Below are 14,676 nucleotides of genomic sequence, written 5' to 3'. Positions count from 1 at the left end.
CACTTTAACTTACATCCAAAAATATGAGCTCGTGTACTCTTTGGAAAAGGAACTAATGATCGCGCTTTCTTGTTCCCTGGAAACACCAATTAATGAAGCATCCCCTTTCCTAACCAGCTCAATAACTTCTGGATTGCACTTCAAATAGCTTACCATTTCAGACATATTCAACTCTCCATTCTCATAAATTTTCAAGAATTGATTGTGTTAACCAATTAACCTTATCCTCATGGATAGGAAGCGATTTCATAACCGTACGCGCTTTTTCCTTATACATTTCCTTCACAGCATTGGCGTACACCAAAGCTCCGGAATCTATTAATATTTGAGAGACTTCCTCTTTACACTTAATTAGTTCGGTATAATCCACTTGATTAGCAAAATACTTTCTGAGAAGCTCACTCTTTTCATCATTTTGTTGCAGCAAAAAAAGAATCGGTAATGTCTTCTTCTTTAACCTCAAATCGCTTTTTTTATCGAAATGAATTAAATCGTTTATATCATTAGATATTTGAGCAGCAATACCGACGTAAGAAGAATATTCCTCAACAATTTCATGGTATTCATTCGTGGCCAATGCAGTACCCATTAGACAGCACATAACTACAAGTGCCCCTGACTTTTTTTTGCACATCTCTAAATATTCTTCTTCAGTATCATAACTGTTATTTAGATCAAGATCCTGCCCCTCTATAGAGGTAATGAAATTGCCATATAGATGGCTCATCGCTGTACTAACATTAGGTAGCCCTGTTCTTAATATTTCCTGCATAGATACTGAAAGAAACCACAAAGCAACATTAAGCGACTGGGATGAATCTATTCTACTCCAAGGCGCATCTTCATTATCGTTATCTTGGATATCATCAATAATGTCCAGAGCCAATATGAATTGTTCCACAGCAGAAGCAACAGATTCAATTTCCTGTGCCTCTCCTTCAAAGATGGTATAATGAATTCTTGTTAATGTTTTAAAGATTGTTTCTTCCTTTCTCTTGTATGCGAGTGCCTCGCAACATATCTCTTGCAGCAATCTTATTTCCCTTAACTTTACAAGGTTCGTTATTACAATCACCCCCTTATTTTTGTATTATATTGGATATAATAACATTAATTTTACAACATTTGCAATATTCGCCCTTTTAATCGCATTCGATGTAGGGTTATCATCAAATGATTTCCTATCATAAAGGGACTTTCAGTTAATAACAGTATTTAGATATAGTACGAAGGTGAATTCATTGAACAAGCTCTTATTTCATAATATCCCCTTAGGCGCTTCCGGGGAACGAATTCCGCAGGCGGCTGTGGCCTCTGCGATGACCAGCAAGGAGCTGGTCCAATCCGGCGAATCAGACGCAGGTTATTTTCGCAGACTGGAACAGGGTGGCATTCACCTAAATAAGCCGCAGATCGCGGCCGTCCGGCATCATCTCGGACCGCTGTTGACCCTGGCCGGAGCTGGTTCCGGCAAAACCTCGGTGTTGATCGCCAGAACCGGTTATCTGCTGTCTGTACGTGGTGTTGCCGCAAGCCAGTTGCTGCTACTGACCTTTTCCAATAAAGCGGCGGCAGAAATGCGTGAGCGGATCGCCCTGCTGCCGGGTGTGAATGAAAGTGACGTGTCGCGGCTCCAAGCCCGGACCTTCCACTCGTTCTTCCTGTATTTCCTGCGCAGACAGGGACTGCAACAGGAGATTTTTAGCGAAACACGCCGTCAGCATATTCTGCTGAAACAAATCATGCGCGAGTTCGGACTACCCAAGGATGCTTATCCGCCAGAAACACTGTTAACCGTGCTTTCCACCTGCAAAATGAACATGGGCACCGTGGAAGATCTGCCGGAGTCCACCATCGCCGAGCAAGAGATGAAGGCTGTCCTCCGCCTCTACGAGCAATGGAAGACTGCTCATTTCAAAATCGATTTCGACGATGTATTGCTGATCGCCTATCAGATGCTGAAGGAGCGTCCTCGCCTGCTGAGTGATCTCCAGGAGCGGTTTCATTATGTGATGGTGGACGAGTTCCAGGATACCAACGCTCTGCAATACGAATTGGTTAAAATGATTGCACAGCCCCGGAACAACCTGATGGTGGTCGGGGACGATGACCAGACGATCTACTCTTTTAACGGTGCCCGCAGCGAGTTCATTCTGGAATTCGAGAAGTTGTATCCTGGTGCCAAGGTCATTACGCTGGATATCAACTACCGCTCCGGCCCGGCTATCGTCGGACTTGGCAACGGGATTATTCGCCATAACCAGCGGCGGCGTTCCAAGACCCTGCAAGCCGCCAGAGGCACTGGCAGTCAGCCGCGGTATCTTCGTCCGCAAACAGCGGATGAGGAAGCGGAGCAGATGGTGGACTTCATCGTCAGCGAGGTAGCAGCCGGAAGGCGGGAGTACCGTGATTTTGCCATGCTCTACCGGGCTTCCAGCAGCAACCGGGCTTTACTGGAACTATTGCTGCTCCGCGACATCCCGTATATCGATTACGGCGAAGGCCAGTTGCTCTATGAGCATTGGCTCATCTCGCCGGTGGTCGACCATTTGCGGCTGTCGCTGAACCGGCGTAATTTTGCTGCTATTGAGAACATTCTCCCCACCCTGTACATGAATCGGGAAAAAGGGATGGACCACATCCGCCGCATGGAGGCCATACAGCCGAAGCAAGGCCCGCTGATCCATCTGCTGTCCCTGCCAGGGATGGAGGATTTCAAGGCCGTCAAGCTGCGGGAGCGGCTCGATCTGATTCGCGGGCTGCGGGAGCAGATTCCGGTACTGGCGATCCGCCAGATCCGCAAGCAATTCTATGATTATTTCATCGAAGCCAATGAACGGCACCAAGCTACCCTGCACCGGGAGACGCTAAAAGAAATGCTGGATGAACTGGAAGCCTCGGCAGAGCGGTTTGACAGCATCCAGACATTCATTGATTTCATAGACAACGTGACCGAACGGAACGAACACAGCCGCCAATCCGGACTCAAGGAACAAGGCGACCGGATTGCGCTGATGACAATTCACAAGTCCAAAGGGCTGGAGTTCCCGGTCGTATTCCTGATCGGAGCCTCCGAAGGCATCCTGCCGCACAGCTCGGCACTGGAGGCTGACCGGCTCAAGGATCGCAAATCCGTGGCCGGGAGCAGTAGCGCCGCTGCCGCCGGGCTGGCGCTAGCGGCGCTTGAGGAAGAGCGGCGACTAGCTTACGTCGCCGTAACAAGGGCTCGGGAGGAGCTGTTCATCAGCTCCCCGGCCCGGCACAGAGGCAAAAAAGCGGACGTCTCACGCTTCATGCTGTCCGCTTTTCGCTCGGCGGCTGCCACAGCCGCAGCCCCCGGGTCCACGCGGCCGGGCTCCGGGCACCGCAGCGCCGCCGTCGTCACAGCCAAGGCGCTGCCGGCCGCCAGAGCTACCACCGGCCGGACCCACACCGTGCCGGTGTGGAACTGCACCGGCGCGTCCTGCCCCGGCTGGACGCGTATGAAGGCAGGCGGGGCCGAGGACCATCTGGCCTCCAAGCCCTGCCCGCTATGTAGCTCACCGATGGAGAAGAGCACCCGGGTTGTCCCGGTATAGAGGGACACATATTTTAGCCGGGCAGCAATGACTTTAAGTGAGCTTGAGAGAGTGTAAAAGAGAAGAATAGCCCTAACGCGTTTCAGCGGGGGGAGGCTACAATAAGTTTGATACAACGTAGTTGGCTAGTCGAACTTGAGCTCGGAACAACGGAGAGGTTTTTTATGAGTTGGGCTCGATCTGATGCGGAATGGCTAGCATTGGATGGTTAAGTTCAGTCTGTTACGGAGTAGCTAGTATCGTGCAGTTGAACTCATCCTGTCGCAGAGTAACTAGGTTTGTGTGGTTGGGCTCATACTGTCGCGGAGTAACTTACATTGTGTGGCTGGGATCAGCCTGGCGCGGAGTAACTTATATTGTGTGGCTGGGATCAGCCTGTCGTGGAGCAACTTATATTGTGTAGCTGGAATCAGCCTGGCGCGGAGTAACTTATATTGTGTGGGCGGGATCAGCCCGTTGCGGAGTAACTTATATTGTGTAGCTGGGATCAGCCTGTCGCGGAGTAACTAGAACTCTGTGGTTTGTCTCATCCTATTGCATAGCTGCTACTTGTTATATGCACCCAAGAGCAGTAACCAGCGTCAACAGGAAAAACTCCCGTTAGTTCGTCGATTTTCTTCAATAGAACAGAATTAACTGGAAAAACTCCAGCTAATTCTTCGGAATAAGGCTAAATTGAGGTTACAATCACAATTTAACAGGAGTATATCCTGTTAATACATTGTGTTGCTGATTCAAGTCAAGATTAACAGGAGAAATTCCTGCTAATCTTCTAACCTTCCGGCGGTAGCAGGAATTCCGGTGAATCGTCTAAAATTCCGACGCTACCTCACTACCTTGTATGCTAACTATCCATCCAAATCTGCTATACTCCCTGACCCATCCGCCTAGATCTCCTGGACCTAAAAAAACGACCCTCACCGGTCGTTTTTTTAGGTCCAGGCCCACAGGAATCCGTCGCGGTCCCAGGCAATTCTGCCGCCGTGGAGCTTGCGGAAGGCTTTTTTCACTTCTTTGGACAGCGAAGCATTGCCGTTCTCATTCACAAATACAAATTCTTCGCCAAAATTCGTCTTCACGTATTCAATTGCCGCCGTCTGATAAAGGGTACCGGTGAAACGGATCTCCTTAACCATCCACTCAGCGACATCCTGAGCAGTTACTTCCACAGTTGTATCTCCTTCCTTAATCCATACTCATACTCATACTCATACTCATACTCATACTCATACTCATACTCATACTCCACTATTCTATGCGACATTCATTATAACACACAAAGCCCCCCAGCTCGGACAAAGAGGTCCGAAGCTGGGGGATAGAGTAGCTCACGTTACAATGTGCTAAAAGTTCGGGCGGTGCTAATCCATTTCAGGCTACCGGGAACGCTCGCTTTAACGGAAAGAGAGTCCTCATCCAGCGTAACCTTTCTCTCTTCCTAGCCTCCGAACCTCTCTACACTCTCACAGGTCCTTCTCCTAGCCCCTGGCCCCTAACGCACCGCTCACCACCAGCGCTCACCCTCACACTACCTCTTCCGCCTCACGACTTACCGCAGCCGGAACCATCGGCGGCAGACCCTCAGTGCTCATAGCAGCCGCAGGCATAAGGCCCAGGCAGTGGCACATTAAGGGCGCAAGGCGAAGCTGGGGCAGCGCTTGAACCTCTTTTTCCGGGGACAGTACGGTTTCGCCAAAAGTATACAGGGGGACATGCCGCTCTGCAGGCGAGACGCCGCCATGAAAGCCATTCGCGTTCATGCCGTGGTCGGCAGTGACCAGGATTTTGTAGCCCTCTTTCATCCAGATGGGCAGTATCGTAGCCAGCAAACCGTCGGCTTGGCGCACAGCTAATTCGTATTCTTTGCTCTCCCCTCCATAGCGGTGGCCCGCATCGTCAATGTTCATGGAGTGAACGTAGAGAAAATGGGGATCGAATGCCCCGCGCAAGTATTCGGCATCTGCAAACACATGGCTGTCGGGATATTGGTCCTCAAAGTAGAAGCTGCCATGCTGGATCGGACGCAGCACATTGTGCTGATGGCGATCGGTAATCGGGTTGAACGGGGATGAGCTGTACAGCTCACTGACCCAGTGATAGGCGGCTGCGGCTGTACGAAGGTTCGCAGCCACCGCCAAATGGAAGACACTCTGCTCCTTGCTGAGTCTGTTGATATGGTTGGCCGTGATGCCATTTCTGACCACTGGTGTGCCGGTAAGCAGTACCTCGTAGAGCGGCCGCGACAAGCTGGGCAATTCCGACTGTACCCGGTAGCAAGACATGACTCCCTGCTCCACCAGATGCTCCATGTAACCCAAATACTTGCGAGCCGCATCATACCGAAGTCCATCCAATACAACCACAATAAGCTTGTTAGTGATCTCACTCATTTTTGTCCCGCCCTTCATGAATCAGAGAATGGGTGATTCTAAGCGCCTTCCCGCTCCAAATGTCTAAGCTGTGCCGGGTCCAGCACCAGTGTAACCTGATCATGCTCCCGCAACCGCAGCCAGCTTCCGTCGTTCAGCACATCTACTGTCAGGTGAATGCCGGAGCATTCGGCTGTGCAGCGGATGATATTTCCCAGCATTGATATCGAATGAATGCTGGCGTCCAGCAGGATCCGGCCATCTCCTTCAGCTGAACCGGCCTCCCCAGCCTTAAGCAGCGTAATCGCTTCAGGGCGTAGGGCGAAGCTGTCCGCCAAGCTGTCTACCCGGCCAAATAGTTTCAGCGCCTCCGGCCTAGTGAACACGTTGTAGCTGCCCATGAACCGCGCCACAAACTCGGTGCGCGGCGCCGTGTATAACCCTTCAGGTGAATCATCCTGAATAATCCGTCCGCCCTTCATGACGCACACCCGGTCAGAGACAATCAGCGCCTCTTCCTGGTCATGCGTGACGAACAAGGTCGTCATCCCAAGACGCTTCTGGATCTCGCGGATTTCGGTCCGTAGATTTTTGCGGATCTTGGCATCCAGCGCACTGAGCGGTTCGTCCAGAAGCAGCACCTTGGGCTGCACAGCCAGCGAACGGGCCAGCGCGATCCGTTGCTGCTGTCCGCCGGACAACGACTGCGGATATACGTCCCGCTTCTCTTCAAGGTCAACCAGAGCCAGCAGCTCTTCGCTGCGACTGCGCTGGGCCGCCTTGGACATCCCGCGCATTTTCATCCCATACTCAACATTCTGGCCCACGGTCAGGTTGGGAAATAACGCATACGACTGGAACACCATGCCCACCTCCCGGTTACGGGGCGGCTGCCGGGTAACATCCTTTTGCGCCAGCATAATGCTGCCGCCATCCAGCTCCGTCAGGCCGGCAATGCAGCGCAGCAGGGTGCTTTTTCCGCAGCCGGAAGGTCCAAGCAAGGTCACAAGCTCCCCTTCCTTGATTTCCAGATCCACATTGTCCAGGACACAGGCGTCCCCGAATAATTTGCGCACACCTTGCAGCTTCAAATAATCATTCATCCGCGAACGCCTCCCATCTTTTTACCCAGCTTCATTAGCACCATGGATAGCACCAAAATAAACACAAAGTATGAAATCGCAATCGCACTGGCCAAATGCCCGCTCTCGCCAACCCGTTTATACAAGTAAATCTGAATCGTCTGGATGTGTCCGCCAACCAGCATATTCGTCAGTACAAACTCACCGAACAGCACAGAGAAGGACAGTAAGGCAGAGACCATTACACCCGGCCAGATATTAGGGAGAATCACATTCATAAAAGCCTGGCGGCGACGGGCACCGAGCAGCTCAGCGGCCTGCAGCAGTTCAGCAGCGGAGACGGTCAGCAGACTGTTGCGGATGCCCTGATACATGTAAGGAAGAATAACTACAAAATAAGCGCCGACCAGCAGGTAAGAAGTACCTGCGATATTAAGCGGACCAGAAGAATAAGTACGAATGAGACCCACCGCCGCTACAACACCAGGGACTGCATACGGTAGAACGACAATCCCCTTCATCAAGCTCTCCCAGCGCGGAAAATACATCGTGATCACGAACACAGCCGGCAGCATAACTACCAGACTGACCACTACACTTATAAGGCACAGATACAACGAAGTCCAAAGCGCCTCCATGAAGCGCAGGTCCTGAAACATCTGTATAAACCAGTCGAAGGTCCATGCACGAGGCAGCAAGCTATTCTGCCAATCCTGCGCAAAAGCATACAATCCCGTAGCCAGTAGCGGCACGAGCAGATACACCATCAGGAGCAAGATCAGTACACGGGGGGCAAGCCCCGCTTTGCGAGTACTCATTGTCCCATCTCCTCCCTTGCCCTTGGCCTAAAGCGTCGTATAGCACTGGCCTTAGGCTGAGGCTTATCCGCAGCTCGCGCCACGAAACGTCCGGCCCGCCGGACCATTACATGGTTGAGATAAACTGCCAGTAACGTAGTCAGTGCCAGCAGGACAGCCAGCGTACTGCCCATCTCCGGTTGGGTAACCACATTCCCTGCGACCAGAGAGCCAATGCGCACGGCAAGCAGATTATAATTACCGCCGACCAGCGCATAAGCCGTCGCATACGCACCCATGGCATTAGCAAAGAGAATACCCATCGTGCCAAAAATCGCCGGAGCCAGCATCGGCAGACCGATAGTTTTCCAGAACTGCCAGCGTCCTGCACCGAGCAGCGCCGCCGCTTCTCTCCATTGCTCCCGGATCCCGTAAAAAGACGGATATAGCAGCAGCAAAGAGAGAGGCACCTGGAAATAGACATAAACCAGCGCCAGGCCGGTCCAGCTGTACAGATTGAATCCGGCGAATACGTCCCAGCCCCAATCCTTAAACAGCAGGGTGAATATTCCGTTGTTGCCCAGCAAGATGATATACGCAAAAGCCAGCGGTACGCCGGCAAAGTTAGAGGTCATATTCGAGACCATCAGCACCCGGTCACGTACGGCTGGCGTAAAGCGGGTGATGCAATAAGCGCATACCAGTCCGATGATGATTCCAGCCACACTGGAGGCGATGGAAATGAACAGACTGTTCTTGATCGCCTGCATATAATAGGCACTTTGCAGCGCATGCACATAATTGCCAAAGGTAATGCCCTTCCCGTCTCCGCTATGGAAACTGTTGCTCACCATGGACAATACAGGCACTAGCTGGAACGCCAGCACCATCAATACGAATGGAATCAACGCCAGAATGACACCGCCGCGTCTGTTCTGTTTCATTCTTTACAAGCCACCTCTCTGCCCCATTCAAAAAAGCGGGCGCTCCGGCATGATACATGACGAAGACGCCCTCTGATTAAAGTATTGCTCCCGTGTTCCCGGGATCGGTTAGTTCAAATGCACAAGAACGCGTTCTTGCCATAGTTGCGGAATGCTCTTGGCTGTTTCTTCCCATACCTTGTAGTCGCCTACCGGTTTAACGTTCGCGTACTCTTCCTTCGGCAGCAGCTTCGCTGCTGCTTCATCCGGCAATTTGACACTATCACGGATCGGACGAGCGTAACCATTAGCCAAATTGATCTGGCCTTTATCACTCAGGATGTACTCCCGTGTCAGCTTGGCTGCATTCGGATGCGGAGCCCATTTGTTGATGATCGTTGCATAACCGCTGACTACACTGCCTTCCTTCGGAATGGCAACGTCAAAGCCATCTTTGTTGATTTGATCTCTGTAATTAAGAGCGTTGAAATCCCACAGCAGGGTTACTTCAACTTCACCCTTTTCGATATTAGCAACAGAAGCTTCTGCATTCGAGAGACGGCCTTTCTTAGCCAGATCTTCGAAGAATGCAATCCCTGGCTCAATGTTCGACTCGTCCCCACCAAAAGCGATCGCTGCAGCAAGTACTGCCATTTGCGCTTGCGCGGCTTTGGTCACATCGCCAACAATGATTTTATAATTGCCGTTCTTGAGATCTTCCCAGCTCTTCGGCGGGTTCGGTACAAGTTTGGTGTTCGTCAGGAACGAAATACTGCCTTGGTAGCCAACGACCCAGTTACCGTCTTTGTCTTTTGCCCAATCAGGAATTTCATCCCAATACGCTGTTTTGTACGGCTGTGTTACGCCCTTCGCTACCGCAACAGGTCCAAATGCGATACCGACATCGCCGATATCTGCTGTTGGTTTGTCTTTTTCTGCTTCGAACTTGGCGATTTCCTCCGCGCTCGACATATCTGTATCTTCATGCTTCAATCCATATACGCTGTTCATATCTGCCCAGGTGTCTTTCCAGTTGGCCCATGAATCAGGCATGCCGACACTCATTACACTGCCTTCTTCTTTGGCTTTGCTCTCAATGTCGCTCAAGCTGAGCTCTGGTGCAGCGGCATTACCTTCCGGCGCATTCGCCTTGTTGTCCGAATTTCCACAAGCAGCAAGCAACAGGACGAGCAAGGACAGCGTAAGACCGATGAACCATTGTTTTCTGAATCGGATTGTCATGATTTCCCCTTCACTCCCATTTCCTATTTGTGGGCTCTTCTCTAAGGACCAAGCAGTTCTTCACCCACTTGCAGTATAGGAGCCGATTATTTGCCGGAGATTAAGGATAATGGGGTCGATTGTAAAAGAGAGACGTAAATTTCCAATTTCATGTATTAAAAAAGACACCCTATGGGTGTCCTCGCCTGTATAAAATGATGTATTTAAGTATTTTCACGGATGAATATGACTTAAACACGCAATTACATAACACTTATAATCTCAAGACAGCGTAATTACGTATGTGACAAACTGATATTTATTGTCCTTTAACACAGACGTTGAAATCAGTAACTTCTTCCCGGAGGGGCTCCAACGAAGCTTGTCAGAAGCCTGCATTTCGTCGGAAATAGGGGTTTGCTCCCCAGTCTCCACCTCGGTGATGAACAAACGGTTTACATTGCCGTTATCAGAACTGACATTGTAGGCCAGCTTACTGCCGTCCGGTGACCAATTGGTACCAAAAATCTGCGTCCCGCTATCGATCACAGACTGCTCATTACCTGCAGGGTCGCAGAGAACAAGCTTCATCTCCCCGGGGCCCTCCCGCTTTACAATAGCTAACCGGGAGCCGTCAGGGGAAGGGATAACCCACATTACATTCTTTTTGATCATCTTAGATTTCTTGGTCTCTGTGTCATAGGCGAACAATTGGCTATCTTCATGGGCAACGTAATAGATGATACTGCCGGACTGCACTACATTGTGGATAATACCCGCGCCCGTCTCCAGCACGACCTCGCTCTTGCCCTGCACATCGGCTTTGATAATATCGCCTTTCATGTCCGGGTAAATCACATGTCCGCTGTCCGCCCACTCCCCTTCGCTCGCCATGAATTCATCCTTGCCCAGTTGAACCGTCTCACGGGTCCCCAGATTCATCAAGTAGCCAATGCCGGTAGCTTCATAGACTTCTTTGTAAAAAATATACTTGTTATCCGGAGACACTATCGCATTGCCAAGACTTTCTTTCCCCTCCTTGAGGGGCTGATCCTGGCCGCTTGCCAGATTACGGATATAGAGGTTATGGGGATAACGTTCCTGACCTTCAATCATTTCAGGAGTCAGCTTTCGATTTTCCTTGTCGACAGCAAGTTCATTCTCGCCTAACCAATCCATACCACGGATGCCTTCGAACTTATCGATGCTATCAAGTTTGAGCTTCGTATACACGGAATCTGTCGTATTGTCCATTACCGTGACTTTTTGCCCTGACTTCTCCACAACGTGCCGGGCTTCCGTTCCCGACGCACCGCAAGCGGTCATAGCTAGAAGAAAAGCGCACCCTAGCAGAAGACTTCCCGCTCTCACCAAGCGGCGTGCGGCCTTCGTCTTGCCTGTATTACCGCCTTTCTGGTCTTCCATACACGAATCCTCCTAGAACATTGTTGCTCTCAGCATACTAGAGCCATATTTCCAAACCATTGCAGAATGTTTCCATAGTGTAAATTTGATCCCGTCAGAGTTTCACGATACCGCGGGGAAAGACAGGACGAACACAGAGCCCGGCCCTTCTGTATCCAGAAGTTCAATTGTACCGTGGTGCTTCTCCACCAAATTTTGCACCAGCGACAGGCCAAGCCCTGTGCCTCCCGACTGCCTGGACCGGTCACGATTGACCGTGTAGAACGGTTCAAAAATCTTCCCCCTAGCTTCCGCAGGAATACCGATCCCCGTGTCACGGACTATCATGCGCACCCGGCCCTCCTGCTGCTCACAGAAGATGTGAATGTTTCCTCCGGGAACATTGTATTTGATCGCATTGTCGAGCAGGTTGATAAAAATATGCATAAAGCTTTCGCGGTCCATCCAGACATGGGCAGGGTGTACATCCAGGCTGATGGTGAGGCCAAATCGCTCCGCCTTGCCATTCATCCGGCTGCAAATTTCCCTGAGCTCTGCCGCGACCTCCAGCAGCTCACTTTGGGATTCAAAATCATATTTCTCCAGGGCGGTCAATTGCAGCACCTTCTCCACCATCTCATAGAGCCGCTGGGTTTCCTTGGCGATATTCTGCTTGGCATCAGCCAGGAGCCGGGGATCATCGTCATACATATTAAGCAGATCCACATAGGCCTTGATCGAGGTCAGTGGGGTCTTGAATTCATGACTGATGTTTCCGATGTACTGTTTTTGCTGCTGCTCCAGTGCCTGAAGTTTCTCGACGGCCAGTTGGAGCTTGCGTTGCTCCTCATCCTTCGCTGCAATACTCGTTTCAATCTCCTGACTCATGTAAAAGATGCCCTGCGCCAGTTCTCCCAGCTCATCCTTCCGGCGCAGCGGAGGTTCAGCGATATACTCGGCGCGGCGAATCTTCTCTGCAGCCTGCTTCAACCGGCCAATAGCGGCAGCTGCGGTATTGAAATACAGATATCCCAGCAAAAAGCTCAGCAAGAGCACGATTCCGCCTGTAGTCAGGAACAGGTTCTGGAGAGTATGCTGAAAATCGTTGTTGCTCTTCAGCGAATACCGGAGCTGCACCACTCCCATCTGCCCCTCCGGACCTTGCAGCGGGGCCAGGTAGAGCAGGGTATCACCTGCATTTTGGTAGGCGATTTTATTCTCCAGCGCATAGGACAGGGCGGTACTGACATCCGGCTTTACGGGCGTTGGGTTGCTCTGTGCAGAGGAGCCTACCAATACTCCCTCTTCGTCATACAATGTAACTTCCATGCCAGTGAACCCGGCCAGTTCAGCCGCCATTCCCCTTCCCCGCAGTCGAAGGAAAGCCTGCGGCTCCGGGCGGTCGCCCGTCCCCGTATAATACGTCTGCTTCACCCGCAGATTGACGGTTTTAACATGTTGCGCCAAATAGCTCTCCACCTGAGCCTGCTGGTTGTTATCCACTCCACGTAGAACAAAAAAACTCAGCACTCCGATGGCCAGAATCAGCAGCAGTGCAAGAAAGAAGCTGAACTTCAGCTTGATGCTGATCTTCATGAGTAATCTCCTGCAGGGACCGCTTTATACCCTACTCCATATACAGTTTGCAGAATATTCTGATAGGGCTCGCCCAGCTTCTTGCGCAAACGCTGGATGTGAATATCCACCGTGCGCGTGCCGCCCGCATAGTCCATCTCCCACACCTGTTCCAGCAGCTCTTCCCTCATGTAGACCCGCTGCGGATGGGACAACAGCAATAACAGAAGGTCGAACTCTTTAGGCGTCAGGTCCAGTTGTTCTCCGGCGATCTGCACACTCCGGTGATCCGGCTGCACCTTCAACGTGCCATATTGAATCAGTTCTGTCTTCGTGTCTACGCCCTTCTTGTCCAGTCTGCGCAGCAGCGCCTTCACACGAGCCAGCAGCTCGCGAATCTCGAACGGCTTGGTCATATAATCGTCTGCGCCAAGCTCCAGGCCGATGATTTTATCGACAATATCATTTTTGACAGTTAGCAGTATAATTCCAATGTCGCTCCGGTTCTCCAGCTTCCGGCACACATCATATCCGCTCATTCGCGGCATCATCACATCCAGTACCAGAGCATCCGGCTGAAAGGTACTCACCTTGCCAAGTGCCTCTTCACCATCCCCGGCTGTATCTACTTCATAGCCCTCACGGCGCAGTGCATAAGCAATGGCGCTCACGATGCCTGGTTCGTCATCGACGACCAGCACTTTTTTATTCATAGGTGTTCACCTTTTCAACAAAATTTAAGTTTATCATTTATTCAGTATACCCTCTGACCCGGTTCATACCATAATGAAACATCAGCCAATTTAATAGATATAATACTTATAAGAATTAAGACTTCCCTCGGTCAGTCAGATAACTTATTAAAGGAGGGCTTCACATGAACCAATGGAAAGAGTTGACGGAAGAATCCCGGTCCAAATGGGAGGAAAATGCGGAGTTCTGGGACAGCTATATGGGCGACCTCAGCAACCAGTTCCACCGGGAAATTATCCGGCCCAAGACCGAGGAGCTGTTAAATGTCCAAGCCGGTCAAGCCTTGCTGGATATCGCTTGCGGTAACGGGAATTTCTCCAGAAGGCTGACTGAGCTTGGCGCTGTTGTGACTGCTTTTGACTACAGTCCCAACATGGTACAGCGGGCTATCTCACGAACCGGACAGGCAGCACTAAATATTGATTACCGGGTGATCGACGCCACGGACTACGACTCCTTACTGACACTAGGCACCGCTCAATATGATGCTGCTGTCGCAAATATGGCGCTGATGGATATTGCCGACATTGTGCCTCTGGTACAAGCACTGGGAAAGATACTGAAAGACAATGGTGTTGTCGTCTTTTCGATTCCGCATCCGTGTTTCCAAGCTCCCGGCACCCGAAAAGTCCATGAGACTGAGGACCGTAACGGGGAGATCATACACCGCAACAGCGTGCAGGTCAGCAGCTACCTGACTCCAGAGCCGATGTACTCCATTGGCATCAAGGGCCAGCCTGTGGCCCATCTCATTTTTCATAGACCGCTGTCCTATTACATCCATACGTTCATGCAGTCTGGTTTTGTGCTGGATGGACTAGAAGAACCTAGCTTCGAACCGGATGAATCCGCGAAACGCCAGTTTGATTGGTATGAGCTGCCGGCGGCGGTGATTTTCCGATTTAGAAAAATCCGCTCCTAATAGACTGGAACAAGATGGCGCTGAAATGGCGCTATTTTGTTCTATAAAAAAT

General features: G+C 51.0%; 13 protein-coding genes. 2 read left to right on the top strand and 11 right to left on the bottom strand.

All coding sequences use genetic code 11. The features are described from left to right. Positions 1 to 9: 9 nt before the first annotated feature. Together comX and ACFRAM_RS18195 are read right to left on the bottom strand one after the other, a co-directional pair. A complete protein-coding gene (gene comX / locus ACFRAM_RS18200) occupies positions 10 to 156 on the bottom strand; it encodes a competence pheromone ComX (protein WP_379467182.1) in 147 nt (48 codons plus the stop codon). 25 nt (positions 157 to 181) lie between these two features. Next, entirely contained in the window at positions 182 to 1,033 is an 852-nt protein-coding gene (locus tag ACFRAM_RS18195; protein WP_379467063.1) for a polyprenyl synthetase family protein, read from the bottom strand. Positions 1,034 to 1,241: 208 nt separating this feature from the next. Between ACFRAM_RS18195 and ACFRAM_RS18190 the strand changes: the two genes are divergently transcribed. Then, entirely contained in the window at positions 1,242 to 3,578 is a 2,337-nt protein-coding gene (locus tag ACFRAM_RS18190; RefSeq protein WP_379467062.1) for a UvrD-helicase domain-containing protein, read from the top strand. Positions 3,579 to 4,510: 932 nt separating this feature from the next. Here ACFRAM_RS18190 and ACFRAM_RS18185 read toward each other — a convergent pair. The 9 genes from ACFRAM_RS18185 to ACFRAM_RS18145 all read right to left on the bottom strand — a co-directional run bounded on the left by ACFRAM_RS18185 (position 4,511) and on the right by ACFRAM_RS18145 (position 13,662). Then, positions 4,511 to 4,747 (bottom strand): DUF6953 family protein, encoded by a 237-nt coding sequence (locus ACFRAM_RS18185; protein ID WP_066375148.1) that lies wholly within the window; start codon positions 4,745 to 4,747, stop codon positions 4,511 to 4,513. A gap of 354 nt (positions 4,748 to 5,101) precedes the next feature. Next, positions 5,102 to 5,968: an alkaline phosphatase family protein gene (locus tag ACFRAM_RS18180; protein ID WP_379467061.1), complete on the bottom strand. Its 867-nt coding sequence runs from the start codon at positions 5,966 to 5,968 to the stop codon at positions 5,102 to 5,104. 38 nt (positions 5,969 to 6,006) lie between these two features. Further along, positions 6,007 to 7,050, bottom strand: coding sequence for an ABC transporter ATP-binding protein (locus ACFRAM_RS18175; RefSeq protein WP_379467060.1), 1,044 nt, complete (start codon positions 7,048 to 7,050; stop codon positions 6,007 to 6,009). Beyond that, the gene (locus ACFRAM_RS18170) at positions 7,047 to 7,847 is read right to left on the bottom strand and encodes an ABC transporter permease (RefSeq protein ID WP_379467059.1); all 801 of its coding nucleotides are present in this window, start codon (positions 7,845 to 7,847) and stop codon (positions 7,047 to 7,049) included. The genes ACFRAM_RS18175 and ACFRAM_RS18170 overlap by 4 nt, the downstream gene beginning before the upstream one ends. Continuing rightward, the gene (locus ACFRAM_RS18165; protein ID WP_379467058.1) at positions 7,844 to 8,770 is read right to left on the bottom strand and encodes an ABC transporter permease; all 927 of its coding nucleotides are present in this window, start codon (positions 8,768 to 8,770) and stop codon (positions 7,844 to 7,846) included. Before ACFRAM_RS18165 ends, ACFRAM_RS18170 begins: the two co-directional genes overlap by 4 nt. Positions 8,771 to 8,878: 108 nt before the next feature. Then, positions 8,879 to 9,991: an ABC transporter substrate-binding protein gene (locus ACFRAM_RS18160; protein ID WP_379467057.1), complete on the bottom strand. Its 1,113-nt coding sequence runs from the start codon at positions 9,989 to 9,991 to the stop codon at positions 8,879 to 8,881. Between the two features lie 261 nt (positions 9,992 to 10,252). Then, a complete protein-coding gene (locus tag ACFRAM_RS18155; protein WP_379467056.1) occupies positions 10,253 to 11,395 on the bottom strand; it encodes a TolB family protein in 1,143 nt (380 codons plus the stop codon). Between the two features lie 102 nt (positions 11,396 to 11,497). Continuing rightward, positions 11,498 to 12,970 (bottom strand): sensor histidine kinase, encoded by a 1,473-nt coding sequence (locus tag ACFRAM_RS18150; protein WP_379467055.1) that lies wholly within the window; start codon positions 12,968 to 12,970, stop codon positions 11,498 to 11,500. Further along, the gene (locus tag ACFRAM_RS18145) at positions 12,967 to 13,662 is read right to left on the bottom strand and encodes a response regulator transcription factor (protein ID WP_379467054.1); all 696 of its coding nucleotides are present in this window, start codon (positions 13,660 to 13,662) and stop codon (positions 12,967 to 12,969) included. Before ACFRAM_RS18145 ends, ACFRAM_RS18150 begins: the two co-directional genes overlap by 4 nt. Before the next feature lie 164 nt (positions 13,663 to 13,826). Between ACFRAM_RS18145 and ACFRAM_RS18140 the strand changes: the two genes are divergently transcribed. Further along, a complete protein-coding gene (locus ACFRAM_RS18140) occupies positions 13,827 to 14,624 on the top strand; it encodes a class I SAM-dependent methyltransferase (RefSeq protein WP_379467053.1) in 798 nt (265 codons plus the stop codon). The last annotated feature ends 52 nt before the right edge of the window (positions 14,625 to 14,676 follow it).

This window comes from Paenibacillus sp. NPDC056722 (genome assembly GCF_042790635.1).
Taxonomy (GTDB): Bacteria; Bacillota; Bacilli; order Paenibacillales; family Paenibacillaceae; genus Paenibacillus_AQ; species Paenibacillus_AQ agri.
This window is presented reverse-complemented; position numbering and strand designations above follow the sequence as displayed.

Excerpts from the sequence above, each read along its gene's own strand:
- ACFRAM_RS18160 (WP_379467057.1), bottom strand. The coding sequence starts at position 9,991 with ATGACAATCCGATTCAGAAAACAATGGTTCATCGGTCTTACGCTGTCC.
- ACFRAM_RS18180 (WP_379467061.1), bottom strand. The coding sequence starts at position 5,968 with ATGAGTGAGATCACTAACAAGCTTATTGTGGTTGTATTGGATGGACTT.
- ACFRAM_RS18170 (WP_379467059.1), bottom strand. The coding sequence starts at position 7,847 with ATGAGTACTCGCAAAGCGGGGCTTGCCCCCCGTGTACTGATCTTGCTC.
- ACFRAM_RS18140 (WP_379467053.1), top strand. The coding sequence starts at position 13,827 with ATGAACCAATGGAAAGAGTTGACGGAAGAATCCCGGTCCAAATGGGAG.
- ACFRAM_RS18165 (WP_379467058.1), bottom strand. The coding sequence starts at position 8,770 with ATGAAACAGAACAGACGCGGCGGTGTCATTCTGGCGTTGATTCCATTC.
- comX (WP_379467182.1), bottom strand. The coding sequence starts at position 156 with ATGGTAAGCTATTTGAAGTGCAATCCAGAAGTTATTGAGCTGGTTAGG.
- ACFRAM_RS18150 (WP_379467055.1), bottom strand. The coding sequence starts at position 12,970 with ATGAAGATCAGCATCAAGCTGAAGTTCAGCTTCTTTCTTGCACTGCTG.
- ACFRAM_RS18145 (WP_379467054.1), bottom strand. The coding sequence starts at position 13,662 with ATGAATAAAAAAGTGCTGGTCGTCGATGACGAACCAGGCATCGTGAGC.
- ACFRAM_RS18155 (WP_379467056.1), bottom strand. The coding sequence starts at position 11,395 with ATGGAAGACCAGAAAGGCGGTAATACAGGCAAGACGAAGGCCGCACGC.
- ACFRAM_RS18175 (WP_379467060.1), bottom strand. The coding sequence starts at position 7,050 with ATGAATGATTATTTGAAGCTGCAAGGTGTGCGCAAATTATTCGGGGAC.